At 56.8% G+C, this 26709-nt stretch carries 26 protein-coding genes, 1 other RNA gene and 1 pseudogene; 12 read left to right on the top strand and 16 right to left on the bottom strand.

Translation table 11 applies throughout. The features are described 5' to 3' along the window. Positions 1 to 74 precede the first annotated feature (74 nt). Positions 75 to 596: a flavodoxin FldB gene (fldB, locus tag EXW94_RS11630; protein WP_010435318.1), complete on the top strand. Its 522-nt coding sequence runs from the start codon at positions 75 to 77 to the stop codon at positions 594 to 596. Between the two features lie 7 nt (positions 597 to 603). On the opposite strand, the gene EXW94_RS11625 is transcribed toward fldB, so the two are convergent. Together EXW94_RS11625 and sdhE are read right to left on the bottom strand one after the other, a co-directional pair. After that, complete coding sequence (locus tag EXW94_RS11625) at positions 604 to 1014, bottom strand: protein YgfX (protein WP_010435320.1); 411 nt, start codon at positions 1012 to 1014, stop codon at positions 604 to 606. Continuing rightward, positions 995 to 1261, bottom strand: a complete 267-nt coding sequence (sdhE, locus tag EXW94_RS11620; RefSeq protein ID WP_010435322.1) for an FAD assembly factor SdhE — start codon at positions 1259 to 1261, stop codon at positions 995 to 997. Before sdhE ends, EXW94_RS11625 begins: the two co-directional genes overlap by 20 nt. A 294-nt stretch (positions 1262 to 1555) precedes the next feature. On the opposite strand from sdhE, the gene ygfZ reads away from it, so the two are divergent. Beyond that, positions 1556 to 2536, top strand: a complete 981-nt coding sequence (ygfZ, locus tag EXW94_RS11615; RefSeq protein ID WP_174340159.1) for a tRNA-modifying protein YgfZ — start codon at positions 1556 to 1558, stop codon at positions 2534 to 2536. Positions 2537 to 2620: 84 nt separating this feature from the next. On the opposite strand, the gene EXW94_RS11610 is transcribed toward ygfZ, so the two are convergent. Further along, on the bottom strand, positions 2621 to 3280 hold the full coding sequence (locus tag EXW94_RS11610) for a hemolysin III family protein (protein ID WP_174340158.1): 660 nt from the start codon (positions 3278 to 3280) through the stop codon (positions 2621 to 2623). Between the two features lie 265 nt (positions 3281 to 3545). Here EXW94_RS11610 and EXW94_RS11605 point away from each other — a divergent pair. The 6 genes and pseudogenes from EXW94_RS11605 to EXW94_RS11580 all read left to right on the top strand — a co-directional run bounded on the left by EXW94_RS11605 (position 3546) and on the right by EXW94_RS11580 (position 9463). Beyond that, positions 3546 to 4276, top strand: a pseudogene (locus EXW94_RS11605) (MurR/RpiR family transcriptional regulator). A gap of 117 nt (positions 4277 to 4393) precedes the next feature. Next, positions 4394 to 5827 (top strand): 6-phospho-beta-glucosidase BglA, encoded by a 1434-nt coding sequence (gene bglA / locus EXW94_RS11600; RefSeq protein WP_120158687.1) that lies wholly within the window; start codon positions 4394 to 4396, stop codon positions 5825 to 5827. A 124-nt stretch (positions 5828 to 5951) separates the two neighbouring features. Further along, on the top strand, positions 5952 to 6311 hold the full coding sequence (locus EXW94_RS11595) for a hypothetical protein (protein WP_010435334.1): 360 nt from the start codon (positions 5952 to 5954) through the stop codon (positions 6309 to 6311). A gap of 48 nt (positions 6312 to 6359) precedes the next feature. Further along, on the top strand, positions 6360 to 8369 hold the full coding sequence (locus EXW94_RS11590; RefSeq protein WP_174340157.1) for a protein-disulfide reductase DsbD: 2010 nt from the start codon (positions 6360 to 6362) through the stop codon (positions 8367 to 8369). Between the two features lies 1 nt (position 8370). Beyond that, a complete protein-coding gene (locus EXW94_RS11585; RefSeq protein WP_148400608.1) occupies positions 8371 to 8973 on the top strand; it encodes a DsbA family protein in 603 nt (200 codons plus the stop codon). Further along, positions 8963 to 9463, top strand: a complete 501-nt coding sequence (locus EXW94_RS11580; protein ID WP_148400607.1) for a protein disulfide oxidoreductase — start codon at positions 8963 to 8965, stop codon at positions 9461 to 9463. The genes EXW94_RS11585 and EXW94_RS11580 overlap by 11 nt, the downstream gene beginning before the upstream one ends. A 3-nt stretch (positions 9464 to 9466) precedes the next feature. Here EXW94_RS11580 and EXW94_RS11575 read toward each other — a convergent pair whose 3' ends face one another. From EXW94_RS11575 to EXW94_RS11540, 8 genes are all read right to left on the bottom strand, one after another. Further along, positions 9467 to 10210: an SDR family oxidoreductase gene (locus EXW94_RS11575; protein ID WP_174340156.1), complete on the bottom strand. Its 744-nt coding sequence runs from the start codon at positions 10208 to 10210 to the stop codon at positions 9467 to 9469. A gap of 73 nt (positions 10211 to 10283) precedes the next feature. Continuing rightward, positions 10284 to 13157, bottom strand: coding sequence for an aminomethyl-transferring glycine dehydrogenase (gene gcvP, locus EXW94_RS11570; protein ID WP_174340155.1), 2874 nt, complete (start codon positions 13155 to 13157; stop codon positions 10284 to 10286). A gap of 124 nt (positions 13158 to 13281) precedes the next feature. Further along, complete coding sequence (gene gcvH / locus EXW94_RS11565) at positions 13282 to 13671, bottom strand: glycine cleavage system protein GcvH (RefSeq protein ID WP_008499718.1); 390 nt, start codon at positions 13669 to 13671, stop codon at positions 13282 to 13284. Between the two features lie 23 nt (positions 13672 to 13694). Continuing rightward, on the bottom strand, positions 13695 to 14789 hold the full coding sequence (gene gcvT / locus EXW94_RS11560) for a glycine cleavage system aminomethyltransferase GcvT (RefSeq protein ID WP_174340154.1): 1095 nt from the start codon (positions 14787 to 14789) through the stop codon (positions 13695 to 13697). A 397-nt stretch (positions 14790 to 15186) separates the two neighbouring features. Then, the gene (gene ubiI, locus EXW94_RS11555; protein ID WP_174340153.1) at positions 15187 to 16389 is read right to left on the bottom strand and encodes an FAD-dependent 2-octaprenylphenol hydroxylase; all 1203 of its coding nucleotides are present in this window, start codon (positions 16387 to 16389) and stop codon (positions 15187 to 15189) included. Between the two features lie 12 nt (positions 16390 to 16401). Then, positions 16402 to 17580: a 2-octaprenyl-6-methoxyphenyl hydroxylase gene (gene ubiH, locus EXW94_RS11550; protein WP_174340152.1), complete on the bottom strand. Its 1179-nt coding sequence runs from the start codon at positions 17578 to 17580 to the stop codon at positions 16402 to 16404. Then, entirely contained in the window at positions 17577 to 18890 is a 1314-nt protein-coding gene (gene pepP / locus EXW94_RS11545) for a Xaa-Pro aminopeptidase (protein WP_174340211.1), read from the bottom strand. The genes ubiH and pepP overlap by 4 nt, the downstream gene beginning before the upstream one ends. A gap of 31 nt (positions 18891 to 18921) precedes the next feature. Further along, complete coding sequence (locus tag EXW94_RS11540) at positions 18922 to 19500, bottom strand: YecA family protein (protein ID WP_010435353.1); 579 nt, start codon at positions 19498 to 19500, stop codon at positions 18922 to 18924. A gap of 166 nt (positions 19501 to 19666) precedes the next feature. Here EXW94_RS11540 and zapA point away from each other — a divergent pair, with 166 nt between their 5' ends. From zapA to EXW94_RS11525, 3 genes are all read left to right on the top strand, one after another. Beyond that, positions 19667 to 19996 carry a cell division protein ZapA gene (gene zapA / locus EXW94_RS11535; RefSeq protein ID WP_006811891.1) on the top strand — a complete coding sequence of 110 codons (330 nt, stop codon included), beginning with the start codon at positions 19667 to 19669 and terminating at the stop codon, positions 19994 to 19996. Positions 19997 to 20037: 41 nt separating this feature from the next. Beyond that, positions 20038 to 20221: non-coding RNA, 6S RNA (ssrS, locus tag EXW94_RS11530), on the top strand. Between the two features lie 24 nt (positions 20222 to 20245). Continuing rightward, entirely contained in the window at positions 20246 to 20842 is a 597-nt protein-coding gene (locus EXW94_RS11525) for a 5-formyltetrahydrofolate cyclo-ligase (RefSeq protein ID WP_174340151.1), read from the top strand. Between the two features lie 96 nt (positions 20843 to 20938). Here the strand turns inward: EXW94_RS11525 and serA are convergent, their stop codons facing one another. Then, on the bottom strand, positions 20939 to 22171 hold the full coding sequence (gene serA / locus EXW94_RS11520; protein WP_010435363.1) for a phosphoglycerate dehydrogenase: 1233 nt from the start codon (positions 22169 to 22171) through the stop codon (positions 20939 to 20941). A gap of 266 nt (positions 22172 to 22437) precedes the next feature. Continuing rightward, a complete protein-coding gene (rpiA, locus tag EXW94_RS11515; RefSeq protein WP_108416289.1) occupies positions 22438 to 23097 on the bottom strand; it encodes a ribose-5-phosphate isomerase RpiA in 660 nt (219 codons plus the stop codon). Positions 23098 to 23224: 127 nt separating this feature from the next. Here rpiA and argP point away from each other — a divergent pair, with 127 nt between their 5' ends. Then, positions 23225 to 24118, top strand: coding sequence for a DNA-binding transcriptional regulator ArgP (gene argP / locus EXW94_RS11510; RefSeq protein ID WP_006178395.1), 894 nt, complete (start codon positions 23225 to 23227; stop codon positions 24116 to 24118). Between the two features lie 48 nt (positions 24119 to 24166). Here argP and EXW94_RS11505 read toward each other — a convergent pair whose 3' ends face one another. The 3 genes from EXW94_RS11505 to EXW94_RS11495 form a co-directional block, all read right to left on the bottom strand. Continuing rightward, entirely contained in the window at positions 24167 to 24907 is a 741-nt protein-coding gene (locus EXW94_RS11505; protein WP_089600007.1) for an oxidative stress defense protein, read from the bottom strand. Between the two features lie 93 nt (positions 24908 to 25000). Beyond that, positions 25001 to 25636 carry an arginine exporter ArgO gene (argO, locus tag EXW94_RS11500; protein ID WP_003860085.1) on the bottom strand — a complete coding sequence of 212 codons (636 nt, stop codon included), beginning with the start codon at positions 25634 to 25636 and terminating at the stop codon, positions 25001 to 25003. Positions 25637 to 25782: 146 nt separating this feature from the next. Beyond that, the gene (locus tag EXW94_RS11495) at positions 25783 to 26637 is read right to left on the bottom strand and encodes a small-conductance mechanosensitive channel MscS (protein WP_010435377.1); all 855 of its coding nucleotides are present in this window, start codon (positions 26635 to 26637) and stop codon (positions 25783 to 25785) included. Positions 26638 to 26709 lie beyond the last annotated feature (72 nt).

Raw genomic sequence — 26709 nt, 5'->3', positions numbered from 1 at the left:
GCATTATGCCTGATTGCCATCGGTTTCTGGTACACTACGCGCAAAGTCAGAGTAAGAATTGAGAACGTTACGCGATGAATATTGGTCTTTTCTATGGTTCCAGCACCTGCTATACCGAAATGGCAGCGGAAAAAATTCGCGACATCATCGGCCCGGAGCTGGTGACGTTGCATAACCTGAAAGATGACGCCGTCGCGCTGATGGAACAGTACGACGTGCTGATCCTCGGCATCCCGACCTGGGACTTTGGCGAGATACAGGAAGACTGGGAAGCCATCTGGGATCAGCTCGATTCGCTCAACCTCGACGGCAAAATCATTGCGATGTACGGCATGGGCGACCAGCTTGGCTATGGCGAGTGGTTCCTGGATGCGCTCGGCATGCTGCACGATAAACTGGCACCAAAAGGCGCGACGTTTATCGGCTACTGGCCAACAGAAGGCTATGAGTTCACCAGCAAAAAACCGATTATCGCGGAGGGTCAGCTGTTTGTCGGGCTCGCCCTGGATGAAACCAACCAGTACGACCTCAGCGACGAACGCCTGGAAAACTGGTGCGAACAGATACTGGGTGAAATGGCCGAGAAGTTCAGCTAACGCGAACTTAGTCCTGCGTCGGTTGTTGCAACATCATCCGGCGCAGATCTCGCCACTCCGCAGCATCCATACTGTCGGCAGCCAGCCACAAGTGCTGGCGACGACCACCTTCAGGCTGACGCAGTCTCAGCATCATGCCAACGCTAAGCATCCATGGTGTACCGACGATCTCCCACTCTTTCCCCTGCCAGCGCAGACGGGAATCCATCAGCAGTTTGATTTCACCCTGACGGGCGTTGATCCGGCGCTGGCTGCGCACGCTATCAAAAACCACAAACGACAGCAGCAATAACCACAGAGGCGTATAGCTTAGCGGCCACGGCATCAGTAAAACAAAGGCCGCGACCAGGCCGTGGAGCAGTAATGACATCCACTGCGAGCGCCATGAGACGCGAAGATCAGATTGCCACAGGACCACGTTCCCGATTCCGTGTTTGAATTAATTGCACCATCCGTTGCAACTCGGTGTCGGCGGGTTTGCCGTGATTCATCAGCCAGTTGAATAAATCCGGATCGTCAGACTCAAGAAGGCGAACAAACAGGCGCTTATCGTCATCGCTTAAGCTGTCATACTCATATTCAAAGAACGGCATGATGGAGATATCAAGTTCGCGCATGCCGCGACGGCACGCCCAGTGAATACGGGCCTTGTTGTTAATATCCATGTTCTGTTTCCTGCATTACGTTTGGCACAGTTGGTATCCCGTTAGGTATTCATTATTTCTTTCCGGGAACAGTTGCTAGTGTAACGTGTTTTTGGCCGTTCCTTTACTGGAATATTGCAATCGCCGAGCCGGATTCCAGAATAACCACTCTAAAGACAGTGAATTACATTATTTTGCGTGACGCTACGCATAACCGCACGATGGCACGAATGGCGTGCTGAAAGCGCTTGCAATGGCTGTAGTCTCTTTTACCATTAGGCATTATCAAAGCGTTAAGCAATTCAGGATATCACTATGGCATTTACTCCATTTACTCCTCGCCAGCCCGCCGCCTCTGCGCGTCTGCCGCTGACGCTGATGACTCTTGATGACTGGGCGCTGGCGACGCTTACCGGTGCCGACGCCGAAAAATACCTGCAGGGGCAGGTGACGGCAGACGTTGCGCAGCTGACTGAACACCAGCACCTGCTGGCAGCGCACTGCGATCCAAAAGGAAAAATGTGGAGCAATCTGCGCCTGTTCCGCCGCCAGGATGGGTTTGCCTTAATTGAACGCCGCAGCCTGCGTGATGCCCAACTGACCGAACTGAAAAAATATGCGGTGTTTTCCAAAGTCACCATCGCGCCGGACGACGAGCATGTATTGCTGGGTGTGGCAGGTTTCCAGGCGCGTGCAGCGCTCAAAAATCTCTTCAGCGAACTGCCGGATGCGGAAAAACAGGTGGTCAGCGAAGGTGAAACCTCTATTTTGTGGTTTGAGCATCCTGCCGAGCGTTTCCTGCTGGTGACGGATGTTGCCACCGCTGAGCGCGTGACCGACGCCCTGCGCGGTGAAGCGCAGTTGAATAACAGCCAACAGTGGCTGGCGCTGAACATTGAAGCGGGTTTGCCCGTCATTGACGCGGTAAACAGCGCACAGTTTATTCCGCAGGCGACAAACATCCAGGCGTTGGGTGGCATCAGCTTTAAGAAAGGCTGTTACACCGGTCAGGAGATGGTGGCACGTGCAAAATTCCGCGGTGCCAACAAACGCGCCCTGTGGACCCTGGCGGGCCGCGCCAGCCGGGTTCCGGAAGCAGGTGAAGATCTCGAATTGAAAATGGGTGAAAACTGGCGCCGTACCGGCACGGTACTCGCCGCCGTTCAGCTGGATGATGGTCGTCTGCTGGTGCAGGTCGTCATGAATAACGATATGGAAGCCGACAGCGTATTCCGCGTGCGCGACGATGCCAATACGTTGAGCATTGAACCGCTGCCGTATTCACTGGAAGAGTGATGCTGTATCGCCCGGTGGCGCTGCGCTTACCGGGCCTACTGATCCCGTAGGTCGGGTAAGGCGAAGCCGCCACCCGACAACAAACTACACCTGCCCCACATACAAATAAATCGCCAGGAAATGGCACACGCTGCCACCCAGCACGAAGCCGTGCCAGATAGCGTGGTTATACGGAATGCGCTTGCAGACGTAGAAAATCACGCCCAGCGAGTAGACCACACCGCCCACCGCCAGAAGCGTTACGCCCCCAACCGCCAGCTTAATCGCCAGTTGATATACCACAATCAGCGACAGCCAGCCCATAGTCAGATAGGTCACCAGCGACAGCACCTTAAAACGGTGTGCAATGGTCAGCTTAAACAGGATCCCCAGCAGCGCCAGGCTCCAGATTACAATCATCAGGCCACGCGACAGCGGCGAGTTTAATCCCACCAGCAAAAACGGCGTGTAGGTGCCTGCAATAAGAAGATAGATAGCGCAGTGGTCAAATTTTTTGAGCCAGATCTTAGCCCGTTGATGGGGAATAGCGTGATACAGCGTTGAGGCCAGGAAGAGCAGGATCATACTCCCGCCATACAAGCTGTAGCTGGTAATAGCCATCGCGCTGGCGTTGGTGTCCACCGCCTGCACCAGCAGTAATACTAGACCGACAATCCCAAAAACCAGGCCTATGCCGTGGCTTATGCTGTTGGCTACTTCCTCAGCCAGCGAATATCCCTGTGCGATTATTGGTCTGCTTACCATACTTAACTCCGGGAATACAAAAGATGATTATTCATCGCCTGACTATGCTAACTGAGAATGATTCCAGTGAACACCTGTTAGCTAAAATAAATCCACATTCAAGATTTATCCTTACAAATCAAAATAATGTAAAAATAATCCGCCACACAGATGTAAATTATTTTATTAACACCTGAGTAATCAAGGAGATAAAACCGTCTCTCGCCCTTCATCGACATGGTATGATTATGAATAGTGTCCGACAGCGAGTTTAGCCATTGTGAGTATGTTCACCCATTCCGCCGTTGCCAGTCTCAACAATCTTGAGATGATGGTCTACAACTACGTCATTAAGAACCGTGACAAAGTGATGTACATGACCATCCGCGAACTGGCGGACGCGGCTGGCGTCTCCACCACCACTATCCTGCGCTTTTGCCGCAAGCTAAACTGCGACGGCTACTCTGAATTTCGCGTGCGCTTTAAGCTCTATTTAGAGCAAAATGAACCGCAGCAGGCCAATTTTGGTGCCAGTGAAATTATCAGCTTCTTTAAAAGCGTCAACAATGAAGAGTTTGATGCGTTATTAGATGACGCTGTAGATATTATTTATCTTCAGAACGCATTATATTTGTCGGAGCGGGCACATCCGGTTCACTGGCAAAATATGGCGCACGTTTTTTTTCAAATATCGGAAAATTCAGCAACCATATCGACGATCCTTATTTTCCCGTCACCAATGATATGGCAAAAAATGCGTTGGCTATCGTGCTCTCCGTCTCGGGTGAAACCGAGGAGATCCTGCGCTTTGCCAGCCAGTTCAGCCTGCACCATTGCAAGGTGCTCTCTATCACCAGTCACGAACACTCACGCCTGGCAAAGCTGGCGGACTTTAACCTCTCCTGGCATGTGCCTCAAACGCGTATTGCAGGCGTGTACGATATTACCACCCAAATTCCCGTCATCTATATTCTGGAATCGCTTGGGCGTAAGCTGGCGAAGAAATTAGCAGAATAAAACACCCTGTTTTTTTGATGTAACAAATCACATTGCGCACAAATTGTTATATCGTGACATTTAATTTCGCTTTGCTAGACTCGATTTCAATGAGTCCTGAATTGAGAAATAGCAAAGATGAAAAAACTGACCTTACCGAAAGATTTTTTATGGGGCGGCGCGGTTGCGGCTCACCAGGTTGAAGGCGGCTGGAATAAAGGCGGCAAAGGGCCAAGCATTTGCGACGTCCTGACCGGCGGTGCGCACGGTGTACCGCGTGAAATCACCCAGGAGGTGGTGCCGGGTAAATACTACCCAAACCACGACGCGGTAGATTTCCACGGCCACTACAAAGAAGACATCAAGCTGTTTGCCGAGATGGGCTTCAAGTGCTTCCGCACCTCCATCGCCTGGACACGCATTTTCCCGAAGGGTGATGAAACGCAGCCAAACGAAGAGGGACTGAAGTTCTACGACGACATGTTCGACGAGCTGCTGAAGTACAACATCGAGCCGGTCATCACCCTCTCCCACTTCGAAATGCCGCTGCACCTGGTGCAGGAGTACGGCGGCTGGACCAACCGCAAAGTGGTCGATTTCTTTGTGCGCTTCTCCGAAGTCGTGTTTGAGCGCTACAAAAATAAGGTCAAATACTGGATGACCTTCAACGAAATTAACAACCAGCGTAACTGGCGTGCGCCGCTGTTCGGCTACTGCTGCTCCGGCGTGGTCTATACCGAACACGACAATCCGGAAGAGACCATGTACCAGGTGCTGCACCACCAGTTCGTGGCCAGCGCGCTGGCGGTGAAAGCTGCCCGTCGTATCAACCCGGAGATGAAAGTCGGCTGCATGCTGGCGATGGTGGCCCTCTATCCGTTCTCCTGTAAACCAGAAGACGTGATGTTCGCCCAGGAATCCATGCGCGAGCGCTACGTCTTTACCGACGTCCAGCTGCGCGGCTATTACCCGTCCTACGTGCTGAACGAGTGGGAGCGCCGCGGTTTCTCCATCAAAATGGAAGCGGGGGACGAGCAGATCCTGCGTGATGGGACGTGCGACTACCTGGGCTTCAGCTATTACATGACCAACGCGGTCAAAGCGGAAGGCGGCACCGGCGATGCGATTTCCGGCTTCGAAGGCAGCGTGCCGAATCCGCACGTCAAAGCCTCCGACTGGGGCTGGCAGATTGACCCGGTGGGCCTGCGCTATGCGCTGTGCGAACTGTACGAGCGCTATCAGAAGCCGCTGTTTATCGTGGAAAACGGTTTCGGCGCCTACGACAAAGTGGAAGAAGACGGCAGCATCAACGATGACTACCGCATCGACTACCTGCGCGCCCACGTGGAAGAGATGATGAAGGCCGTGACGTACGACGGCGTGGATCTGATGGGCTACACCCCGTGGGGCTGCATCGACTGCGTCTCCTTCACCACCGGTCAGTACAGCAAGCGCTATGGCTTTATCTACGTGAACAAGCACGACGACGGCACCGGTGACATGTCCCGTTCCCGTAAGAAGAGCTTCGAATGGTATAAAACCGTGATTGCCAGCAACGGCGAAACCCTCTAATGCACCGCCCTCTTCTGCTCAGGAGAGGGCAAACCTCTTATCTCCCAGACACTTCTTTACAGCTTAAGCGTTGCCAAAAAACCTGCGCCCTATAAGATAAGCCTCGTGAATATTTGAGGCAAAGATGATCAAACGACAACGCAACGCTATCCTGCTTGTTGCCCTGGCCTGTCTGGTGGTGCTGATATGCACCGCCCAGCGGATGGCCGGGATGCACGCGCTTGTCATGAACGTCACCGCCGTAAGCCAGCCTGTCCAGCAGGGGCAGGAGAGCATCGACGCACCGGTGACGCCCTGTGAACTCAGCGCGAAATCGCTGATGGCCGTTCCGCCAATACTGTTTGAAGGTGCTCTCTTTGCCGTCACCCTGCTTCTTGCGCTGCTGGCCGCTAATCCGCCACGCCGCGAGCGGCTGTGGCCTCCCCGCGTTATCTCTCCGCCCCGATTACGGGTACATCTAAGACTCTGCGTCTTCCGTGAATGAGCATTCGCCTGACACATCAGGTTAATTCATCATTTACGGAGAAAATTTATGTTTACTGTATTCAGGCGACTGCTGGTCTGCCTGCTTTGGCTATGGCTGCCCCTCAGCCAGGCCGCCGACAGCGGCTGGCTGCGTGCCGCCGATAATCAGCACGCCAGCGTCAGGCTGCGCGCGCAGCCTGACAAAAATGGCGATACCCGCCTGCTGCTGGATGTCGCCCTTGAAAAAGGGTGGAAAACCTACTGGCGCTCGCCGGGAGAAGGGGGCGTTGCCCCTGCCATTCTCTGGCATCAACCGGTTGATGCCACCTGGCGCTGGCCTACGCCCGAGCGTTTCGACGTTGCTGGCATCACCACGCAGGGTTATCACGGCGACGTGAGTTTTCCCATTACGGTGCGTGGCGAGTCGCCAAAAACTCTGAGCGGCGTGCTGACGCTGTCTACCTGCAGCAACGTCTGTATTCTCACCGACTCCCCGTTCTCACTGGATCTGACGACCAGCGCGGGCGGCGACTTTGATTACGATTACAGTCGGGCGATGGGCACGCTACCGCTCAGTAGCGGATTGACGTCAGCGATTAGCGCCAGCTACACCTCCGGCAAGCTGACCGTAACGGCACAACGCGACGCAGGCTGGCAGCAGCCCTCGCTGTTTATCGACAGCATGGACGATGTTGATTTCGGCAAGCCAACCTTTTCCGTGCGCAGCGGGTCGCTTGTCGCCACCATCCCGGTGACGGACAGCTGGGGCGACGCGGCTCCTGACATCAGCGGCAAAACGCTGTCAGTCGTTCTCGCGGATAGCGGCCAGGCGCAGGCGTCCAGTCTGAATATCGGGAAAGGCACCCTCACGCCAGCGTTCTCGTTAGGCTGGGTCCTGCTGATGGCGCTGGCTGGCGGCCTGATCCTGAACGTCATGCCCTGCGTGCTGCCCGTTCTGGCCATGAAGCTCGGTACGCTGATGCAAACCGAACGTCAGGCGCGCGGCCAGATACGCAGGCAGTTTCTTGCCTCGGTAGGCGGGATCGTCATTTCGTTCCTTGCGCTGGCGCTCATGATGACGGTCCTGCGTTTAGGTAATCAGGCGCTCGGCTGGGGGATCCAGTTCCAGAACCCGTGGTTTATCGCTGCGATGGCGCTGGTGATGGTGCTGTTCAGTGCCAGCCTGCTGGGATTGTTTGAGATCCGCCTCCCCTCCTCGGCCAGCACCTTCCTCGCCACGCGCGGCGGCAACGGGCTCGCGGGCCATTTCTGGCAAGGCGCGTTTGCCACTCTGCTGGCAACGCCCTGCACCGCACCGTTCCTGGGTACTGCCGTGTCGGTTGCGCTGGCGGCACCGCTCCCGCTGCTGTGGGGTATCTTCTTTGCGATGGGTGTCGGTATGAGCCTTCCCTGGCTAATGGTGGCGGCCTGGCCGGGGCTGGCACAGAGGCTGCCGCGTCCGGGGCGCTGGATGAACGTGGTGCGAGTGGTATTGGGAGTGATGATGCTCGGCTCGTCCCTGTGGCTGCTGAGCCTGCTGGTGGTGCATATCGGCACGCTGCCCGTCATCACGCTGGGTGTGACGCTGATCCTTATCCTGCTGCTGGTTACTGCCTGGCGCTACCGCTGGCAAACCGCGCTGCGTGCCGGTGCCTTTGCCCTGGTCGTTGCCGCCGCAGCGGCGTTCATGACCGCCCCCGGCGGGGAGAACGGCCGTCGCGATCGGGTGAACTGGCAGCCGCTGAGTGAAGAGGCGATTGCCCGCGCGCTGGCTGACAACAAGCGGGTGTTTGTTGACGTGACCGCCGACTGGTGCGTGACCTGTAAAGCCAATAAATACAACGTTCTGCTGCGCGACGACGTGCAGGATGCGCTTTCCGCACCGGATATTGTCGCCCTGCGCGGAGACTGGAGCCGTCCTTCCGCCAGCATTAGCCAGTTCTTAACCACGCGCGGCAGCGCCGCCGTGCCGTTTAACCAGATTTACGGACCGGGGTTACCGCAGGGCCACGTGCTACCTGCGTTATTAAGCCGCGACGCGGTGCTTACCACCCTGTCCGATGCGAAAGGAAAATAACATGAGAGCCTTTATTGCTTTGCTTATGCTGTCTTTATCCACGTTCAGCGTCGCCGCGCCGTCGGATGACGCGTCCAGTGACCAGCTGGCTAAACTGCTGTTCAACGACCCCAATAGCCCGCGTACCGGCGCGAAAGCGCCAAAGCTGATTATTGTCTCTTTCACTGACTACAACTGCCCTTACTGCAAGCAGTTCGACCCTATGCTGGAGAAAATCGTGCATGACAACCCGGACGTGCAGCTCATCGTTAAGCTGTTACCGTTCAAGGGCCAAAGCTCGGTGAATGCGGCAAAAGCGGCGCTTTCGGTTTGGCAGCAACAGCCTGATAAATTCTGGGCGCTGCACCAGCGGTTGATGATGAAAAAAGGGTATCACGACGATGCCAGCATCGCGGCGGCTCAGACAAAGACCGGGACAGACAGCATTAAGACGGAGGATAAAACCATGGACTCTCTGAAAATGAACCTCATCCTGTCGCAGGTGCTGAATATTCAGGGTACCCCTGCGACCATCATTGGCGACCAGATGGTCGCGGGAGCCATTCCTTATGAGGATCTGGAGGCGCTGGTGAAAGAACAGCTGACGCAAGCCCGTGGCCAGTAAGCTCCCGCGCCTGGTGCGCGAACTCGCAATGTGGCTGCTGATCGGCGTTGCCGTGAGCCTGGCAGTAGATTATTTCCGCCAGCCCGCGCTGCCGCAGAATTTCGCCTCAGCCGCGCTGCAAACGCTCGACGGTAAGCCCGTCGACCTTATCGCCATGAGTGAGGAACGTCCGCTGCTGGTGTACGTCTGGGCTACCTGGTGTGGCGTATGCCGCTACACCACGCCATCCGTATCGGCACTTGCCGCAGAGGGCGGCAACGTGATGTCGGTTGCACTGCGCTCCGGTGATAACGACACGCTAGAGAGATGGCTGGCGAAGAAGAAAATGACGCTGCCGACGGTCAACGACGCCAGCGGAAGCCTGTCTCGCCAGTGGGACGTGCAGGTCACGCCCACGCTGGTGGTGATCTCTCACGGAGAGGTGAAGTCGATCACCACCGGCTGGACCAGCAGCTGGGGCATGCGGCTGCGGCTGTGGCTTGCGTCGTAGTTGTTACTTTCCGCCCGCCAGCTCCAGGAAGCTGCCGGTCACGTAGGAGGCGTTGTCGCTCAGCAGCCAGGTAATGGCCTGAGCGACTTCCTCCGGCTGGCCGCCGCGCTGCATGGGCAGCATGGATTTCACCCGATCCACGCGCCCCGGCTCGCCGCCGGAGGCGTGGATATCGGTATAGATCAGCCCGGGGCGTACGCAGTTAACGCGAATGCCCTGCGCTGCCACCTCCAGCGATAATCCCGTCGTCAGCGAGTCCACCGCCCCTTTGGAGGCGGCGTAATCCACATATTCCCCCGGTGCGCCCAGACGCGAGGCGGCGGAAGAGACGTTCACTATCGCGCCTCCTTTACCACCATGTTTGTGCGACATACGCTTTACCGCCTCGCGACAGCAGAGAAAATAACCCGTGACGTTGGTGGCCAGCACGCGGTTAATGCGCTCGGCTGAGAGGCTTTCGATGGTCGACTGCTCAAACAGAATACCCGCGTTGTTCACCAGCGCCGTCAGCGGCTCACCTTCACGATCGATACTGTCAAACATCGCCATAACCTGCGCTTCATCACTGATATCCGCGCGCACGGCAAACGCTTTACCGCCTGCCTCAACAATCTGATTGATCACGTCCGTCGCGGCCTTGATGTTATGGTGAAAATTCACCGCCACGGTGTAGCCTTCGCGTGCCAGCTGCAGCGCAGTGGCTTTCCCAATGCCCCGGCTCGCGCCGGTGACGAGTGCAATTGCCATTCACAACCTCCAGATAAAAAAAAGCCGGGTGGCGGCTTCGCCTTACCCGGCCTACGTTACTACATCAGCACGATTACTGGTATTCGCTCATCGGCACGCAGGAGCAGAACAGGTTACGGTCGCCGTAGACGTCATCGAGACGCTTCACGGTCGGCCAGTATTTGTTTGCCACGCCTGCCGGGAAGACCGCCAGCTCGCGGGAATAACCGTGGTTCCACTCTGCGACCATCTCGTGCTGGGTGTGCGGTGCGTTGACCAGCGGGTTATCTTCCAGCGTCCACTCACCGTCCTGCACGCGGTCGATCTCCATGCGGATCGCCAGCATCGCGTCGATAAAGCGGTCCAGCTCGGCTTTGCTTTCGGACTCCGTTGGCTCAACCATCAGCGTACCCGCCACCGGGAACGACATGGTTGGCGCATGGAAGCCGTAGTCGATCAGACGCTTGGCGATATCCAGTTCGCTAATGCCGGTCTGCTCTTTCAGCGGACGAATATCAAGGATGCACTCGTGCGCCACGCGACCGTCGCGGCCGGTGTAGAGCACCGGGAAGGCGGACTTCAGACGAGTCGCAATGTAGTTGGCATTCAGGATCGCCACCTGGCTCGCCTGCTTCAGCCCTTCCGCGCCCATCATGCGGATATACATCCAGCTGATTGGCAGGATAGAGGCGCTGCCGAACGGTGCCGCAGAGACCGCGCCCTGACGGGTCAGCATGCCTTCAATCTGCACCACGCTGTGGCCCGGCACAAACGGTGCCAGATGCGCTTTCACACCGATTGGGCCCATGCCCGGGCCGCCACCGCCGTGCGGGATGCAGAAGGTTTTGTGCAGGTTCAGGTGCGACACGTCCGCGCCGATAAAGCCCGGAGAGGTAATGCCCACCTGAGCGTTCATGTTCGCGCCGTCGAGGTAAACCTGACCGCCGAACTGGTGCACCACTTCGCACACTTCACGGATGGTCTCTTCGTACACGCCGTGAGTGGACGGGTAGGTCACCATGATGCATGAGAGCTTGTCACCCGCCTGCTCGGATTTCGCACGCAGGTCAGCCAGATCGATGTTGCCGTTCTTATCGCACGCTACAACCACCACCTCCATGCCCGCCATCTGGGCAGAGGCCGGGTTGGTACCGTGCGCGGAGCTTGGGATAAGGCAGATATCGCGGTGACCTTCGTTGCGGCTTTCGTGATAGTGACGGATCGCCAGCAGGCCCGCGTACTCGCCCTGCGCGCCGGAGTTCGGCTGCATGCAGAGCGCGTCATAACCGGTCAGCTTCACCAGCCAGTCGGAAAGCTGGTTGATCATCATGTGATAACCTTCCGCCTGCTCTGGCGGGCAGAACGGGTGCAGCTCGGAAAACTCCGGCCAGGTGATAGGGATCATCTCTGCCGCGGCGTTCAGCTTCATGGTGCAAGATCCCAGCGGGATCATCGCCTGGTTCAGAGCCAGATCCTTGCGCTCCAGAGAGTGCATGTAGCGCATCATCTCGGTTTCGCTGTGGTAGCGATTAAAGACCGGGTGCGTCAGGATCGCGTCATTGCGCAGCATGCTTTCCTGAATGGAGCGGCTGTCGAGCGCCACGTCTTTGTCCAGCGTATCAACGTCCAGACCGTGCGCGTCACCCAGCAACACGCTGAACAGGTTCAGGATATCGTCACGGGTGGTGCTTTCATCCAGCGTAATGCCGACGGCGTTGTGAATGTCGCTGCGCAGGTTGATCTCTGCTGCATCCGCGCGCGCCAGCACGGCCGCTTTGTCCGCCACGTCCACGCACAGGGTGTCGAAGTAGTGAGCGTGGCGCAGCTTAAGGCCTTTCTGCTGCAGACCGCAGGCCAGAATATCGGCCAGGCGATGAATGCGGCTGGCAATACGCTTCAGGCCAGCCGGGCCGTGGAACACGGCGTACAGGCTGGCGATGTTGGCCAGCAGCACCTGGGAGGTACAGATGTTGGAGTTCGCTTTCTCGCGGCGGATGTGCTGCTCGCGAGTCTGCATCGCCATGCGCAGCGCGGTGTTACCGGCAGCATCTTTTGAGACGCCGATAATACGGCCAGGCATGGAGCGTTTGAATTCATCTTTCGCGCCGAAGAACGCCGCGTGCGGGCCGCCGTAGCCCATCGGCACGCCGAAGCGTTGCGCTGAACCGAAGACAATATCCGCACCCTGTTTGCCCGGTGCCGTCAGCAGCACCAGCGCCATAAAATCGGCGGCAACGCTGACAACCACTTTGCGGGACTTCAGCTCGGCAATCAGCGCGCCGTAGTCGTGAACTTCGCCGGTGGTGCCTACCTGCTGCAGCAGCACGCCGAAGACGTCCTGGTGATCCAGCACTTTGTCAGCGTCGTCGACAATCACGTCAAAGCCGAAGGTTTCCGCACGGGTGCGCACCACGTCCAGCGTTTGCGGATGCACGTCCGCCGCCACGAAGAAGCGGTTGGCATTTTTCAGCTTGCTGACGCGTTTTGCCATCGCCATTGCTTCGGCGGCGGCGGTCGCTTCATCCAGCAGCGAAGCGGAGGCGATATCCATCCCGGTCAGATCCAGCGTTACCTGCTGGAAGTTCAGCAGCGCTTCCAGACGGCCCTGAGACACTTCTGGCTGATAAGGGGTGTAAGCGGTGTACCAGCCCGGATTTTCCAGCATGTTGCGCAGGATAACCGGCGGCAACTGCACGTTGGTGTAGCCCATGCCAATGTAAGACTTATAGCGCTTGTTCAGGCCTGCAATAGCCTTCAGCTCCGCCAGCGCGGCGAATTCCGTGGTGGCTTCCCCCACCTGAGGCGGCGTGGCAAGCTGGATGTCTTTTGGCACAATCTGGCCGATCAGTGCGTTTAATGAATCCGCGCCAACTGTCTTCAGCATCTCCTGCTGTTGCTGAGCATCCGGCCCAATGTGACGTTCAATGAAGGCGCCACGGTTTTCAAGCTGGCTTAAAGTCTGTGTCATGAGCGATGGTTCCTGAAACGTGCAGTGAATTTAAGTTCCCTCTCCCCGTGGGAGAGGGTTAGGGTGAGGGGAAGATTGGCACCCTCACCCCTGTCCTCTCCCAAAGGGAGAGGGGGATTACTGATTACTCGTCTTCTAACAGTGCTTCGTACGCGGTCGCATCCAGCAGCGCGGCAACCTGAGATTCGTCGCTGGCTTTGATCTTGAAGATCCAGCCGCCTTCATACGGCTCGCTGTTCACCAGCTCTGGCGAATCGCTCAGCGCGTCGTTAACGGCAACGATTTCACCGCTCACAGGGGCGTAGATGTCAGAAGCCGCTTTTACGGACTCCGCTACGGCGCAGTCGTCGCCCGCGCTAACGGTCGTGCCCACGTCAGGCAGGTCAACAAACACCATGTCGCCCAGCAGCTCTTGCGCGTGCTCGGTGATCCCTACGGTGTAAGTGCCGTCCGCCTCTTTACGCAGCCACTCGTGTTCTTTGCTGTATTTCAGTTCTGCTGGCACATTGCTCATTGAAGTTCTCCTGATAAAAATGATTAGGCGACCGGCTTACCGGCGCGAACAAAAATCGGTTTGGTTACGTTGACCGGCATTTCGCGATTGCGGATTTGCACCACCGCCGTTTCGCCAATACCCGCCGGCACGCGTGCCAGTGCAATACTGTAGCCCAGCGTTGGGGAGAAGGACCCGCTGGTGATCACGCCTTCGCGATGATTGCCGTCGGCATCGGTGAAGCGCACCGGCAGTTCGCCGCGCAGCACACCTTTTTCCGTCATCACCAGGCCAACCAGCTGTTCAGTGCCCTTCTCGCGCTGCATCTCCAGCGCTTCACGGCCAATAAAGTCACGGTCAGCCGGTTCCCACGCGATGGTCCAGCCCATGTTGGCGGCCAGTGGAGAGACGCCTTCGTCCATCTCCTGACCGTAGAGGTTCATCCCCGCTTCCAGACGCAGCGTATCGCGCGCGCCCAGACCCGCAGGCTTCACGCCCGCTTCCACCAGCGCGCGCCAGAAATCAGCGGCCTTCTCGTTTGGCATCGCAATTTCGTAGCCCGCTTCACCGGTGTAGCCGGTGGTGGCGATAAACAAATCACCCGCCTGCACGCCGAAGAACGGCTTCATGCCTTCGGTTGCTTTGCGCTGTTCGTCGGTAAACAGAGACGCGGCTTTCGCCTGCGCGTTCGGCCCCTGCACGGCGATCAGCGACAAGTCGTCACGGACGGTGATATCGATGGCATAAGGTTCGGCGTGTTGGGTGATCCAGGAGAGGTCTTTTTCGCGGGTGGCGGAGTTTACAACGAGGCGGAAGAAATCTTCAGTGAAGTAATAGACGATAAGGTCATCAATCACGCCGCCCGAGGCATTCAGCATGCCGCTGTAGAGCGCTTTGCCCGGCGTCTTCAGTTTAGCGACGTCGTTTGCCAGCAGATAACGCAAGAACTCCCGGGTGCGGCTACCGCGCAGATCGACAATCGTCATGTGTGACACGTCGAACATACCGGCATCGGTGCGCACCGCGTGGTGCTCATCAATCTGCGAGCCGTAGTGCAGCGGCATCATCCAGCCGTGGAAGTCCACCATGCGGGCGCCGCATAACACGTGTTGTTCGTACAAAGGAGTCTGTTGAGCCATCTTGTCCTCGTTGAAAAATTCACCGTGAAACCCGGTATCGGCCTCGTTCCCGAATGCCGACGCAAACGTTCTCTTTTACCTGAACTTACCACCGAAACCGGCGGTTAACCATAAGGTAAAACGGGCCATCACATTAGCTTATGACCAAAAAACGCTGAAAAGCCTACAGAGTTATTCACTGGAAAAATGCGATTAACCCCGCACAAAATTAACAATGATCTAACAGGATTTAGCACATGGTGATATTTCGTGCGGAAAAACGGGCCGAATTTCCGCACCGGAAAAAACGCGACATTAGTTAATCTAATGCGAAAAATGAGGTGGAATTAGATTATTTCAAACGAGGGAATTTCCCCGGCGCAGAGGCCGGGAAAATAAAGTGTGACGGGGATCTAAGTTAGCGCAGCCAGTCAGGGAGATCGTTAAGACCCATCGCCTGACGGAGAAGTTGAGGTTTGACGCCAGGAAGCGTATCGGCCAGTTTAAGACCGATATCGCGCAGCAGTTTCTTCGCCGGATTTGCCCCGGCAAACAGCTCGCGGAAACCCTGCATGCCCGCCAACATCATCGCCGCACTGTGCTTGCGGCTGCGCTCGTAGCGACGCAGGTAGAGATGCTGGCCGATATCTTTCCCTTCGCGATGCAGGCGACGCAGTTCTTCTACCAGCTCCGCCGCGTCCATAAAGCCAAGATTAACGCCCTGCCCGGCCAGCGGATGAATGGTATGGGCCGCATCGCCCACCAGCGCCAGACGGTGCGCCGCAAACTGACGCGCGTAGCGGCCGGTTAACGGGAACACCTGACGCTCGCTTTCAAGCGTGCACAAGCCAAGGCGGTTATCAAACGCCATGCACAGCGCCTGGTTAAAGGCATCCGGCATCGCCTCCTGCATCAGTTGCGCTTTTTCCGGCACCAGTGACCAGACGATAGAGCACAGGTGCGGCTCGCTCAGCGGCAGGAACGCCAGAATGCCGTCGTTGTGGAAAATCTGCCGCGCCACGCCGCCATGCGGCTCTTCGGTGCGGATCGTTGCCACCATCGCATGATGGCGGTAATCCCAGAAGGTCAGCGGGATATCGGCTTTGTTGCGCAGCCAGGAGTTCGCACCGTCGGCACCGACCACCAGACGCGCGGTCAGCATGTCGCCGCTTTGTAAGGTGATAAACGCCTCGTTTTCACCCCATGCCACCTGCTGGATCTGCGCGGGCGCAACCAGCGTTACGTCGCTGCACTGCTGCGCTTTCTGCCACAGCGCGTGGTGGATCACCGCGTTTTCGATGATATGACCCAGATGGCTATAGCCCATGCTTTCATCGTCAAAAGCAATATGACCAAAGCTGTCTTTATCCCACACTTCCATGCCGTGATAGCAGCTGGCGCGCTGCGCCACAATATCTGCCCAGACGCCAAGGTGCGTCAGCAATTTCTCACTGGCGGCATTGATCGCCGAGACGCGGAGTTCCGGCGGAGCATCCTGCGCGACGGGCTGCGGCGCTTTCTGCTCCAGCACGGCCACGCGAAGGCCGCTGCCCTGTAAACCGCAGGCCAGCGCCAGCCCGACCATACCGCCGCCAACAATGGCGACATCAACATTTTGCACGGTGATAACTCCTTAACGCGCGACCCAACCCAGGGTCCGCTGCGCCAGCACGTCACGTGCCGGAATGAACAGTTCCATCGCCATCAGCCCGAGGTTGCGGCCTGCAACCAGCGGTGCCCAGCGATTGGCAAAGAGATGGACTAAACCATCGGTAACGCCGATTGTCGCCTCTTTATCGGCCTGGCGTCGCTTCTGGTAATGGCTTAGTACCGAATAAGCGCCACAATCTTTTTGCTCACCCCATGCCAGCGCCAGCGATTCCGCCAGGCTCATGACATCACGCAGCCCAAGGTTAAATCCTTGTCCGGCAATCGGATGTAATGTCTGCGCGGCGTTGCCGACCAGCGCCACGCGGTGAGAAACAGACTGCGATGCGGTGGTTAACGACAGCGGATAGACCGCACGTTTCCCCGCATGGGTAATACGCCCGAGTCGCCAGCCAAAGGCTTTCTGCAGCTCGGAACAAAAACGTTCGTCGGACCAGGCCTGAACCTCTTCAGCTTTATCCTGCGGATGACACCAGACAAGCGAACAGCGCCCATCCGACATCGGCAGCATCGCCAGCGGACCGTGCTGCGTGAAGCGCTCAAACGCCCGGCCGTTGTGTTCTGCTGCGGTCGCGACGTTCGCAATAACCGCGACCTGCCCGTAAGGCTGCTGCCGCCACTCTACGCCGCACTGCGTGCCGAGCGCCGAACGCGAGCCGTCCGCCGCCACCAGAAGCTGGCCGTCAAGAACGGACCCGTTTTCCAGCGTCACGCTGACCGCGTCTTCGCTGCGGCTAAAGCTGGCCACGCGTGCCGGACAGTGCAGCGTTACGCCTGGCGCATCCTGTAACAAACGGAACAGGCGCAGGCCAACATCATGCAGCTCTACAACCTGCCCAAGCGCTTCAATACGGTAATCCTGCGCATCCAGCGTCACAAACCCGGCATGGCCGCGATCGCTGACGTGCACGGTGTTAATCGCCGTGGCGCAGTCGGCAATCGCCTGCCAGATACCAATGCGTGAAAGCTGCTGACAGGTGCCCTGCGCCAGGGCAATGGCGCGCGAGTCAAAACCGGGGTGGTTCGTCGCCTGCGGGGCAACGGCTTCCACAAGATGGACCGGGAGCTGGCCTTTCGTCAGATGCGAAATTGCCAGCGCCAGCGTGGCACCGGTCATCCCGCCGCCCACGATGATCACGCTCATGCGCGTGCCGCTGCCATCAGCGCCTCAATATCATCGGCGTTCTTCACGACGGTTGCGGTCAGGTTTTCATTGCCGTTTTCGGTGATCACGATGTCGTCTTCGATGCGAATGCCGATCCCGCGGTATTGTTCCGGCACGTCAGCATCCGGCGCGATGTACAGCCCCGGCTCAACGGTTAACACCATGCCTGGCTCCAGCACGCGTGAACGTTCAGGACCGTATGCGCCCACGTCATGAACATCCAGACCCAGCCAGTGGCTCAGGCCGTGCATAAAGTACGGACGGTGAGCATTCTCGGTAATCAGCGTGTCGACGTCGCCCTTCAGAATGCCGAGTTTCACCAGACCCGTAATCATGATCCGCACCACTTCACCGGTGACATCCTGAATGGAGGTTCCCGGACAATATAACCTGAGCGCCGTTTCCAGGGATTCGAGCACGATGTCGTAAATTTCGCGCTGAGCAGGCGAGAATTTACCGTTCACCGGGAAGGTTCGGGTGATGTCGCCTGCGTAGCCCAGATACTCACACCCGGCGTCAATCAGCACCAGATCGCCGTCGCGCAGCGCGCTTTCGTTCTCGGTGTAGTGCAGAATGCAGCCGTTTTCCCCGCCGCCAACGATGGTGTTGTAGGACGGGAAGCGCGCGCCGTGGCGGTTAAATTCGTGGTGAATTTCGCCCTCAAGCTGGTATTCGAACATGCCGGGACGGCACTTTTCCATGGCGCGAGTGTGGGCCAGGGCGCTGATTTCGCCCGCGCGGCGCAGTACGTTTAGCTCTTCCTCAGACTTAAACAGGCGCATCTCATGCACGACCGGGCGCCAGTCTGTGAGCGTGGCGGGGGCTGACAGGTTCTGCCGCGAACCTTTACGCAGCTTATCCAGCGCGGTGAAGACAATCTCATCCGCATACGCATATTCGCCCTGGGCGTGATACAGCACGTCCAGACCGTTGAGCAGTTGGTAAAGCTGCTGGTTGATTTCGCTAAAGGCCAGCGCGCGGTCAACGCCCAGCTTCGCCGGGGCGGCTTCTTGCCCTAAGCGGCGGCCAAACCAGATTTCGGCCGTCAGATCGCGCACGCGGTTGAAAATCACGCTGTGGTTGTGGGTGTCATTGCTCTTGATCAGCACCAGTACCGCTTCCGGCTCGTTAAACCCGGTGAAGTACCAAAAATCGCTGTTCTGGCGATAGGGGTATTCGCTGTCGGCACTGCGCGTCACTTCGGGCGCGGCAAAAATCAGGGCAGCGCTTCCCGGCTGCATGCTGGCTAACAGCGCCTGACGACGGCGCAAATACTCTTGATTCGAGATAACCATGACACCCTCCTGTGCGTTATTTTTCTTAATGTAAGGTTGGCTTGCGGACTTCCGGCGCGGTCGGCTGTGAACGCGTAAAGGTGTCGTGGCACAGCAGCGCCGCCACGCGCACGTACTCAATGATCTCTTCGAGGGACATTTCCAGCTCTTCCTGGTCTTCGTCCTCATCGTAGCCGAGCTGTGCAATATTACGCAGATCGTCGATCGCTTCACCCGCTTCGCCGGTCACTTTATCGAGCTTCGGCTGAGACACGCCCAGGCCCAGCAGATAATGGTTTACCCAACCCGCAAGCGCATCCGCGCGATCGAAGACGCTGACGTCGTCCCCATCAGGCAGAAAAAGCTGAAAAAGGAAGCCATCGTCTTCCAGCGAATCACTGGTCGTTGCATGCATTTTACGCAGCGCTTCTGCCAGTTCGTGACCAAACGCCAGCCCTTCGTTCGTGAGGTCGTGGATCAGCGGCTGCCAGGAGCTGTCGCTGTTTCCACCGCACAGCATGCCACTGATCAGACCGTGCATTTCGGCAGGGGTTAAACCCACTCCCTGCTGGTTCAGTAACTGGTTTAAATCCTTGTAACCAGGCATTTCGTTCTGTATAGACATGCGCATTCGTCATCATTGGGGGATATTCATGATATGCTACCACTTTGGACCCTGGTGATACCAGAAAAGGGCTTGTATCTTCACATCAGGGTAGCTATAGTGTCGCCCCTTCGCAGCCCCCGGGGCAGTAAGCGAAGGCAGCGCAGTCAATCAGCAGGAAGGTGGCATGTCTGCACAACCCGTCGATCTCCAGATTTTTGGCCGTTCACTGCGAGTGAATTGTCCACCTGAACAAAGGGATGCTTTGAATCAGGCTGCGGACGATTTGAATCAGCGGTTGCAAGATCTAAAAGAACGCACTAGAGTCACAAATACTGAGCAGCTGGTTTTCATCGCCGCGTTGAACATCAGCTATGAACTGACTCAGGAAAAAGCGAAGACCCGCGACTACGCGGCAAGCATGGAGCAGCGCATTAAAATGCTCCAGCAGACCATAGAACAGGCATTGCTTGATCAAGGTCGCAATCCCGAAAGACCGGGACCAAAGTTTGAATAACACTTCTCAGTTGACTATGGTAGAGTAACTGTGAAGACAAAATTTCTCTGAGATGTTCGCAAGCGGGCCAGTCCCCTGAGCCGATATTTCATACCACAAGAATGTGGCGCTCCATGGTTGGTGAGCATGCTCGGTCCGTCCGAGAAGCCTTAAAACTATGACGACACATTCACCTTGAACCAAGGGTTCAAGGGTTACAGCCTGCGGCGGCATCTCGGAGATTCCCTCTCTTTTCTTCTACCGACTACCATGACTCAATTCCCTGAAGTTTCTGCTTCACGCCAGGATATCCGTCAGTTAATTCGTCAGCGCCGCCGTGCGTTAACCCCCGATCAGCAAGCGCATTTTGCCCAGCAGGCCGCCGCCCGTATGATGGGGTATCCCCCTGTCGTGATGGCGCACACCGTTGCGCTGTTTTTGTCATTTGACGGAGAGCTGGATACCCAGCCGTTGATAGAACAGCTCTGGCGCGCAGGGAAGAAGGTGTATCTGCCGGTGCTGCATCCGTTTAGCGACGGTAATCTGCTGTTTCTGCACTACCACCCGCACAGCGAGCTGGTGGTGAATCGCCTGAAAATCACCGAGCCGAAACTCGATGTCCGCGACGTGCTGCCGCTCTCTGAGCTGGACGTGCTGATCGCGCCGCTGGTGGCGTTTGATGAACAAGGCCAGCGTTTAGGGATGGGCGGCGGTTTTTACGACCGCACGCTGCAAAACTGGCAGCAGTACGGGTTGCAGCCGGTGGGTTACGCGCATGATTGTCAGGGCGTGGAGGCGTTGCCGGCGGAGAAATGGGATGTGCCGTTACCGGCGGTGGTAACGCCCAGTAAAACCTGGACCTGGTAGAATAAAGCCGGGTGGAGCTTACGCTTACCCGGCCTACAAAACCTCAACGTAGGTCGGGTAAGGCGCAGCCGCCACCCGACACCACAAACCGCACAATTAGTACAGCAGACGCGCGCGAATCGTTCCCTGAATCGCCTTCATGCTCTGCAGCGCTTTCTCGGCCACATCGTCATCCGCTTCGATATCAATAACCACATAGCCCATCTGCGAGTTGGTCTGCAGATACTGCGCGGCAATGTTAACGCCCTGCTCGGCAAAGATCTGGTTGATGGCAGTCAGCACGCCTGGACGGTTTTCGTGGATGTGCAGCAGACGACGACCACCGTGCAGCGGCAGAGACACTTCCGGGAAGTTCACGGCAGAGAGCGTAGACCCGTTGTCGGAGTATTTGCTCAGCTTACCCGCCACTTCCAGGCCGATATTCTCCTGCGCTTCCTGAGTAGAACCGCCGATGTGTGGCGTCAGGATCACGTTGTCGAACTCGCACAGCGGAGAGGTAAACGGATCGCTGTTGGTCGCTGGCTCCGTCGGGAACACGTCGATGGCCGCACCCGCCAGATGCTTACGCTTCAGCGCATCCGCCAGTGCCGGGATATCAACAACCGTGCCGCGCGCGGCGTTGATCAGCAGTGAGCCGGGCTTCATCAGCGCCAGCTCTTCCGCGCCCATCATGTTTTTGGTGGAGGCATTTTCCGGCACGTGCAGGCTCACCACGTCGCTCATGTTCAGCAGGTCAGACAGGTGTTGCACCTGGGTCGCATTGCCCAGCGGCAGCTTGCTTTCGATATCGTAGAAGAACACGTGCATACCCAGGGATTCCGCCAGAATACCGAGCTGCGTACCGATGTGGCCGTAGCCGATAATCCCCAGTTTTTTACCACGCGCTTCGAAAGACCCGGACGCCAGTTTGTTCCACACGCCGCGGTGCGCCTTGGCGTTCGCTTCAGGAATGCCGCGCAGCAGCAGCAGCAGTTCGCCAATCACCAGCTCCGCCACGGAACGGGTGTTGGAGAACGGGGCGTTAAACACGGGAATACCGCGTTTGGCGGCAGCATTCAGGTCAACCTGGTTGGTACCGATGCAGAAGCAGCCGATAGCCACCAGCTTTTCCGCCGCGGCAATAACGTCTTCAGTCAGATGAGTACGGGATCGTAGGCCAATGAAGTGGGCATCACGGATGGACGCTTTCAGCTCTTCGGTATCGAGCGCGCCTTTGTGAAATTCGATGTTGGTGTAACCTGCCGCACGAAGGCTATCGATTGCTTTTTGATGCACGCCCTCGACCAGCAGGAATTTAATCTTGTCTTTCTCCAGTGATACCTTTGCCATTTACCCGACCCTGTTTTTGTCTGAACTGATGTTGTGCTGGATATGAATCCGCTGTAGCCAACATATCAAAAAAAACTATTGCAGCAATATGAACGTTTGCGTCGGCACTCTGAAGAAAAGTCATCCAGGGCAAAATGTCAGAGGAAAATGCTATGGAAATTTACAAACGTGGCAGGATCGGCAAAAGAGGTTCAAAAACGTGATACAAGTCACCGAATTTAGCTTTTCAAAAATTTTTTAGCGGGGGGAGGACTCCCCCCGTCAGATCATTTTACGATGGTTTTCACGCCGTCAGCCGTGCCGATCAGCGCCACATCCGCGCCACGGTTGGCAAATAACCCTACGGTCACTACGCCTGGGATAGCGTTGATGGCATTTTCCAGTGCTACTGCGTCGAGGATTTCCAGACCGTGAACGTCGAGGATCACGTTACCGTTATCGGTGACTACGCCCTGACGATATTCCGGACGACCGCCCAGCTTCACCAGTTGACGGGCAACCGCGCTACGGGCCATCGGGATCACTTCAACCGGCAGCGGGAAGTTCCCCAGGATGTCGACCTGCTTGGAGGCGTCCGCGATACAGATGAACTTGTCCGCTACAGAAGCGATGATCTTTTCACGCGTCAGCGCCGCGCCACCGCCCTTGATCATCTGCATATGGCCGTTGATCTCATCCGCGCCATCAACGTAAATGCCCAGACGATCCACGTCGTTGAGATCGAAAACGGTAATGCCGAGGCTTTTCAGCTTTTCCGTGGAAGCATCGGAGCTGGAAACCGCGCCCTCGATCTGCCCCTTCATCGTGCCCAGGGCATCGATAAAGTGTGCCGCCGTTGATCCCGTACCAACACCGACAATGGTACCCGGCTGTACGTACTGGAGAGCGGCCCATCCTACTGCTTTTTTCAGTTCATCCTGCGTCATGATCGTTTTGCCTGTGGTGTGAAAACTCAGGGCGCATTATAGAACACGTCGGATGGATTTCGTCTGCCACGAAGGGAAAATTGTGTCATAGTGCAGATTAAGCAAAATTAAGGAGTAAGCCAGAGCAATGAAACGTCCGGACTACAGAACACTACAGGCACTTGATGCGGTTATTCGTGAACGCGGTTTTGAGCGCGCGGCGCAGAAGTTGTGCATTACCCAGTCCGCCGTATCACAGCGTATCAAACAGCTTGAAAACATGTTCGGGCAACCCCTGCTGGTGCGTACCGTTCCGCCGCGTCCAACGGAGCAAGGGCAAAAGCTCCTCGCGCTGCTGCGTCAGGTTGAACTGCTGGAAGATGAGTGGCTGGGTGACGAACAAACGGGTTCCACGCCGCTGCTGCTGTCGCTGGCGGTGAACGCCGACAGTCTGGCAACCTGGCTGCTGCCTGCCCTTGCGCCAGTCCTGGCCGACTCCCCTATTCGACTGAATTTACAGGTAGAAGATGAAACCCGTACTCAGGAGCGCCTGCGTCGTGGTGAAGTGGTTGGAGCGGTCAGTATCCAGCCTCAGGCACTGCCAAGCTGTCTTGTCGATCAGCTAGGTGCGCTGGACTACCTGTTTGTTGGCTCAAAAGCCTTTGCCGAGCGCTACTTCCCGAATGGCGTCACCCGCGCCGCGCTGCTAAAAGCCCCTGCCGTGGCGTTCGACCATCTGGATGATATGCACCAGGCGTTCCTGCAGCAAAACTTCGACCTCCCGCCGGGCAGCGTGCCGTGCCATATCGTGAACTCGTCCGAAGCCTTTGTGCAGCTTGCGCGTCAGGGCACCACCTGCTGCATGATCCCGCACCTGCAGATTGAGAGAGAGTTGAAAAGCGGTGAGCTGATTGACCTGACACCGGGGCTGTATCAGCGCCGGATGCTCTACTGGCACCGCTTTGCGCCGGAAAGCCGTATGATGCGCAACGTCACCGACGCGCTGCTGGCGTTCGGGCACAAGGTGTTGAGACAGGACTAATCGCTTGAATTCCCTCTCCCTGTGGGAGAGGGTTAGGGTGAGGGCAAATTACTGCGCCTTAGCCGCCTCAGTTTGCTGAGTTTGAGTTGGCTCCAGCTGGAACACCACATCCACCTGATCGTCGAACTGAATGGTTGGCTGCTCATAGGTTTCCTGAGCAGAAACCGGGGCTGCATCAGCCTTCATCATGCGTACCATCGGGCTTGGCTGGTAGTTAGAGACGTGGTAACGCACGCTGTAAACCGGGCCGAGCTTGCTCTTAAAGCCAGAAGCCAGCTGCTCCGCCTGATGGATTGCATCATTAATCGCGGCTTTACGCGCTTCGTCTTTGTATTTCTCCGGTTGCGCAACGCCCAACGAGACGGAACGAATTTCATTCAGTCCCGCTTTTAACGCGCCATCAAGCAGCGAGTTCAGCTTATCAAGCTGACGCACGGTCACTTCCACGGTACGTACGGCACGGTAGCCTTTGAGAATGCTTTTCCCGTTCTGGTAGTCGTAATCCGGTTGGGTACGCAGGTTAGCGGAACTGATATCCTTTTTACCTACGCCATTCTGCTCGAGGAAAGAGAGATATTGCGCAACACGATCGTCAGCCTGCTTTTTAGCGGAGGCGGCATCTTTCGCGGCCACGTTCACTTCAATTGCCAGGGTTGCAACATCCGGTACCGCGTCCACGCTTGCGGTGCCTGAAGTGACGATGTGCGGGCCATTTGGCAATTCATTTGCCTGCACCGACACCGCACCTAAACTCACTAATGCCGCCAGGGCCATCACTTTAAACTTCACTGTCATTCCTCCATGTTGCGAAGAGTGCCCCCACATCAGGGCGCATGCCAGCAAGCTTAGCGGGTCTTGTTCAGATGTCCATAAGACAAACGCTTAGTTGAACAATCCCTGTACATGATGAATGCCCTCTTTTGCCAGCTGGAAAGCAATAAACCACATCACCAGACCGACCAGCGTATTGATGATGCGCTGAGCTTTAGCGGTGCGCAAACGCGGGGCCAACCATGCCGCCAGAATGGCGAGTCCGAAGAACCAGAGGAAGGAGGCGCTGACCGTACCGAGCGCAAACCAGCGCTTCGGCTCAACATCCAGTTGTCCACCCAGGCTACCCAACACCACGAAAGTATCCAGATAAACATGCGGGTTGAGCCAGGTCACCGCCAGCATGGTGACGATAATTTTCCAGCGGCCCTGCTTCATCACTTCGGCACTCGCCAGCTCAAGGTTGCTGCTCATCGCCGTTTTCAGCGCACCGAATCCGTACCACAGCAGGAACGCCACGCCGCCCCAGGTCACCAGCGCCAGCAGCCATGGAGACTGCATCAATAGCGCGCTGCCACCAAAAATCCCGGCGCAAATCAGCAGCAAGTCACTGACAGCACACAGCAACGCGATCATCAGATGATACTGGCGGCGGATGCCCTGGTTCATCACAAACGCATTTTGCGGACCAAGGGGGAGGATCATGGCCGCACCTAAGGCAAGCCCTTGAAAGTAATAGGATAACATGACGTAAATCTCTCAGAATTGTCTTTGGAGCAGACTATACTGTGAGAATGCCATTAGAGGAAATTGATAATATTAATTGGGTATTAGCAGTACTTATAAAAATAAAAGCCCGGTGGCGCTAGCGCTTACCGGGCCTACGGGAGACGTTATTCGGCTTCTTTTACTTTTTTGACGTTTACGTCCATCTGCGGGTACGGGAAGCTGATGCCGTTGGCGTCAAACTCGCGCTTAATGCGTTCCAGCACGTCCCAGTACACGTTTTGCAGATCGCTGCTCTTGCTCCAGATACGCACCACGAAGTTAATTGAGGATGCGCCCAGCTCGTTCAGGCGAACCGTCTGCTCTTTGTCTTTCAGAATGCGATCGTCTGAAGCAATGATGTTGCTAATCAGCGACTTCACCTGATCGATGTCGGAGTCGTACGCCACGCTGATAATCAGTTCGTTACGACGCACCGGTTCACGGGAAAAGTTAATAATGTTGCCCGCGATGATTTTCCCGTTCGGCACGACCACGATGCGGCCATCGACGGTACGCAGGGTGGTTGAGAAAATCTGCACCTGCAGCACGGTCCCGGCAATGCCGCCAAGGTCAACGTATTCACCCGAGCGGAACGGACGGAAAGTGACCAGCAGAACGCCTGCCGCCAGGTTTGAAAGTGAGCCCTGCAGCGCCAGACCAATAGCCAGACCAGCCGCACCGAGCACCGCGATGACGGATGCCGTCTGCACGCCCACACGACCCAGCGCCGCAATCAGCGTAAAGGCGATGATGCCATAACGCACCAGTGCGGAGAGGAAATCAGCCACCGTGGCGTCAATGTGACGGGCCAGCATCACGCGGTTGACCGCGTTCGATACGATACGCGCCACGATCATCCCGACGATGATAATGGCAATCGCCGCGACGATGTTCACGGCATAGCTCAGCAGCAGTGCCTGGTTACGCACCAGCCAGTTACCGGCGTGATTGATGCTGTCTACAACATCGAGTTGTTCCATTTATTCTTCCTTTTGTTAAACCAAAACACAAAATCCATCCCCCATGGAGACAGGCAGGTCAGTAAAGGGTAA

Origin of the sequence: Enterobacter sp. JMULE2 (assembly GCF_013337145.1) — a bacterium.
Classification (GTDB): Bacteria; Pseudomonadota; Gammaproteobacteria; order Enterobacterales; family Enterobacteriaceae; genus Enterobacter; species Enterobacter mori.
This window is presented reverse-complemented; position numbering and strand designations above follow the sequence as displayed.

Excerpts from the sequence above, each read along its gene's own strand:
- fldB (WP_010435318.1), top strand. The coding sequence starts at position 75 with ATGAATATTGGTCTTTTCTATGGTTCCAGCACCTGCTATACCGAAATG.
- sdhE (WP_010435322.1), bottom strand. The coding sequence starts at position 1,261 with ATGGATATTAACAACAAGGCCCGTATTCACTGGGCGTGCCGTCGCGGC.
- ygfZ (WP_174340159.1), top strand. The coding sequence starts at position 1,556 with ATGGCATTTACTCCATTTACTCCTCGCCAGCCCGCCGCCTCTGCGCGT.
- EXW94_RS11610 (WP_174340158.1), bottom strand. The coding sequence starts at position 3,280 with ATGGTAAGCAGACCAATAATCGCACAGGGATATTCGCTGGCTGAGGAA.
- bglA (WP_120158687.1), top strand. The coding sequence starts at position 4,394 with ATGAAAAAACTGACCTTACCGAAAGATTTTTTATGGGGCGGCGCGGTT.
- EXW94_RS11595 (WP_010435334.1), top strand. The coding sequence starts at position 5,952 with ATGATCAAACGACAACGCAACGCTATCCTGCTTGTTGCCCTGGCCTGT.
- EXW94_RS11590 (WP_174340157.1), top strand. The coding sequence starts at position 6,360 with ATGTTTACTGTATTCAGGCGACTGCTGGTCTGCCTGCTTTGGCTATGG.
- EXW94_RS11585 (WP_148400608.1), top strand. The coding sequence starts at position 8,371 with ATGAGAGCCTTTATTGCTTTGCTTATGCTGTCTTTATCCACGTTCAGC.
- EXW94_RS11575 (WP_174340156.1), bottom strand. The coding sequence starts at position 10,210 with ATGGCAATTGCACTCGTCACCGGCGCGAGCCGGGGCATTGGGAAAGCC.
- gcvP (WP_174340155.1), bottom strand. The coding sequence starts at position 13,157 with ATGACACAGACTTTAAGCCAGCTTGAAAACCGTGGCGCCTTCATTGAA.
- gcvH (WP_008499718.1), bottom strand. The coding sequence starts at position 13,671 with ATGAGCAATGTGCCAGCAGAACTGAAATACAGCAAAGAACACGAGTGG.
- gcvT (WP_174340154.1), bottom strand. The coding sequence starts at position 14,789 with ATGGCTCAACAGACTCCTTTGTACGAACAACACGTGTTATGCGGCGCC.
- ubiH (WP_174340152.1), bottom strand. The coding sequence starts at position 17,580 with ATGAGCGTGATCATCGTGGGCGGCGGGATGACCGGTGCCACGCTGGCG.
- EXW94_RS11540 (WP_010435353.1), bottom strand. The coding sequence starts at position 19,500 with ATGTCTATACAGAACGAAATGCCTGGTTACAAGGATTTAAACCAGTTA.
- zapA (WP_006811891.1), top strand. The coding sequence starts at position 19,667 with ATGTCTGCACAACCCGTCGATCTCCAGATTTTTGGCCGTTCACTGCGA.
- EXW94_RS11525 (WP_174340151.1), top strand. The coding sequence starts at position 20,246 with ATGACTCAATTCCCTGAAGTTTCTGCTTCACGCCAGGATATCCGTCAG.
- serA (WP_010435363.1), bottom strand. The coding sequence starts at position 22,171 with ATGGCAAAGGTATCACTGGAGAAAGACAAGATTAAATTCCTGCTGGTC.
- rpiA (WP_108416289.1), bottom strand. The coding sequence starts at position 23,097 with ATGACGCAGGATGAACTGAAAAAAGCAGTAGGATGGGCCGCTCTCCAG.
- argP (WP_006178395.1), top strand. The coding sequence starts at position 23,225 with ATGAAACGTCCGGACTACAGAACACTACAGGCACTTGATGCGGTTATT.
- argO (WP_003860085.1), bottom strand. The coding sequence starts at position 25,636 with ATGTTATCCTATTACTTTCAAGGGCTTGCCTTAGGTGCGGCCATGATC.
- EXW94_RS11495 (WP_010435377.1), bottom strand. The coding sequence starts at position 26,637 with ATGGAACAACTCGATGTTGTAGACAGCATCAATCACGCCGGTAACTGG.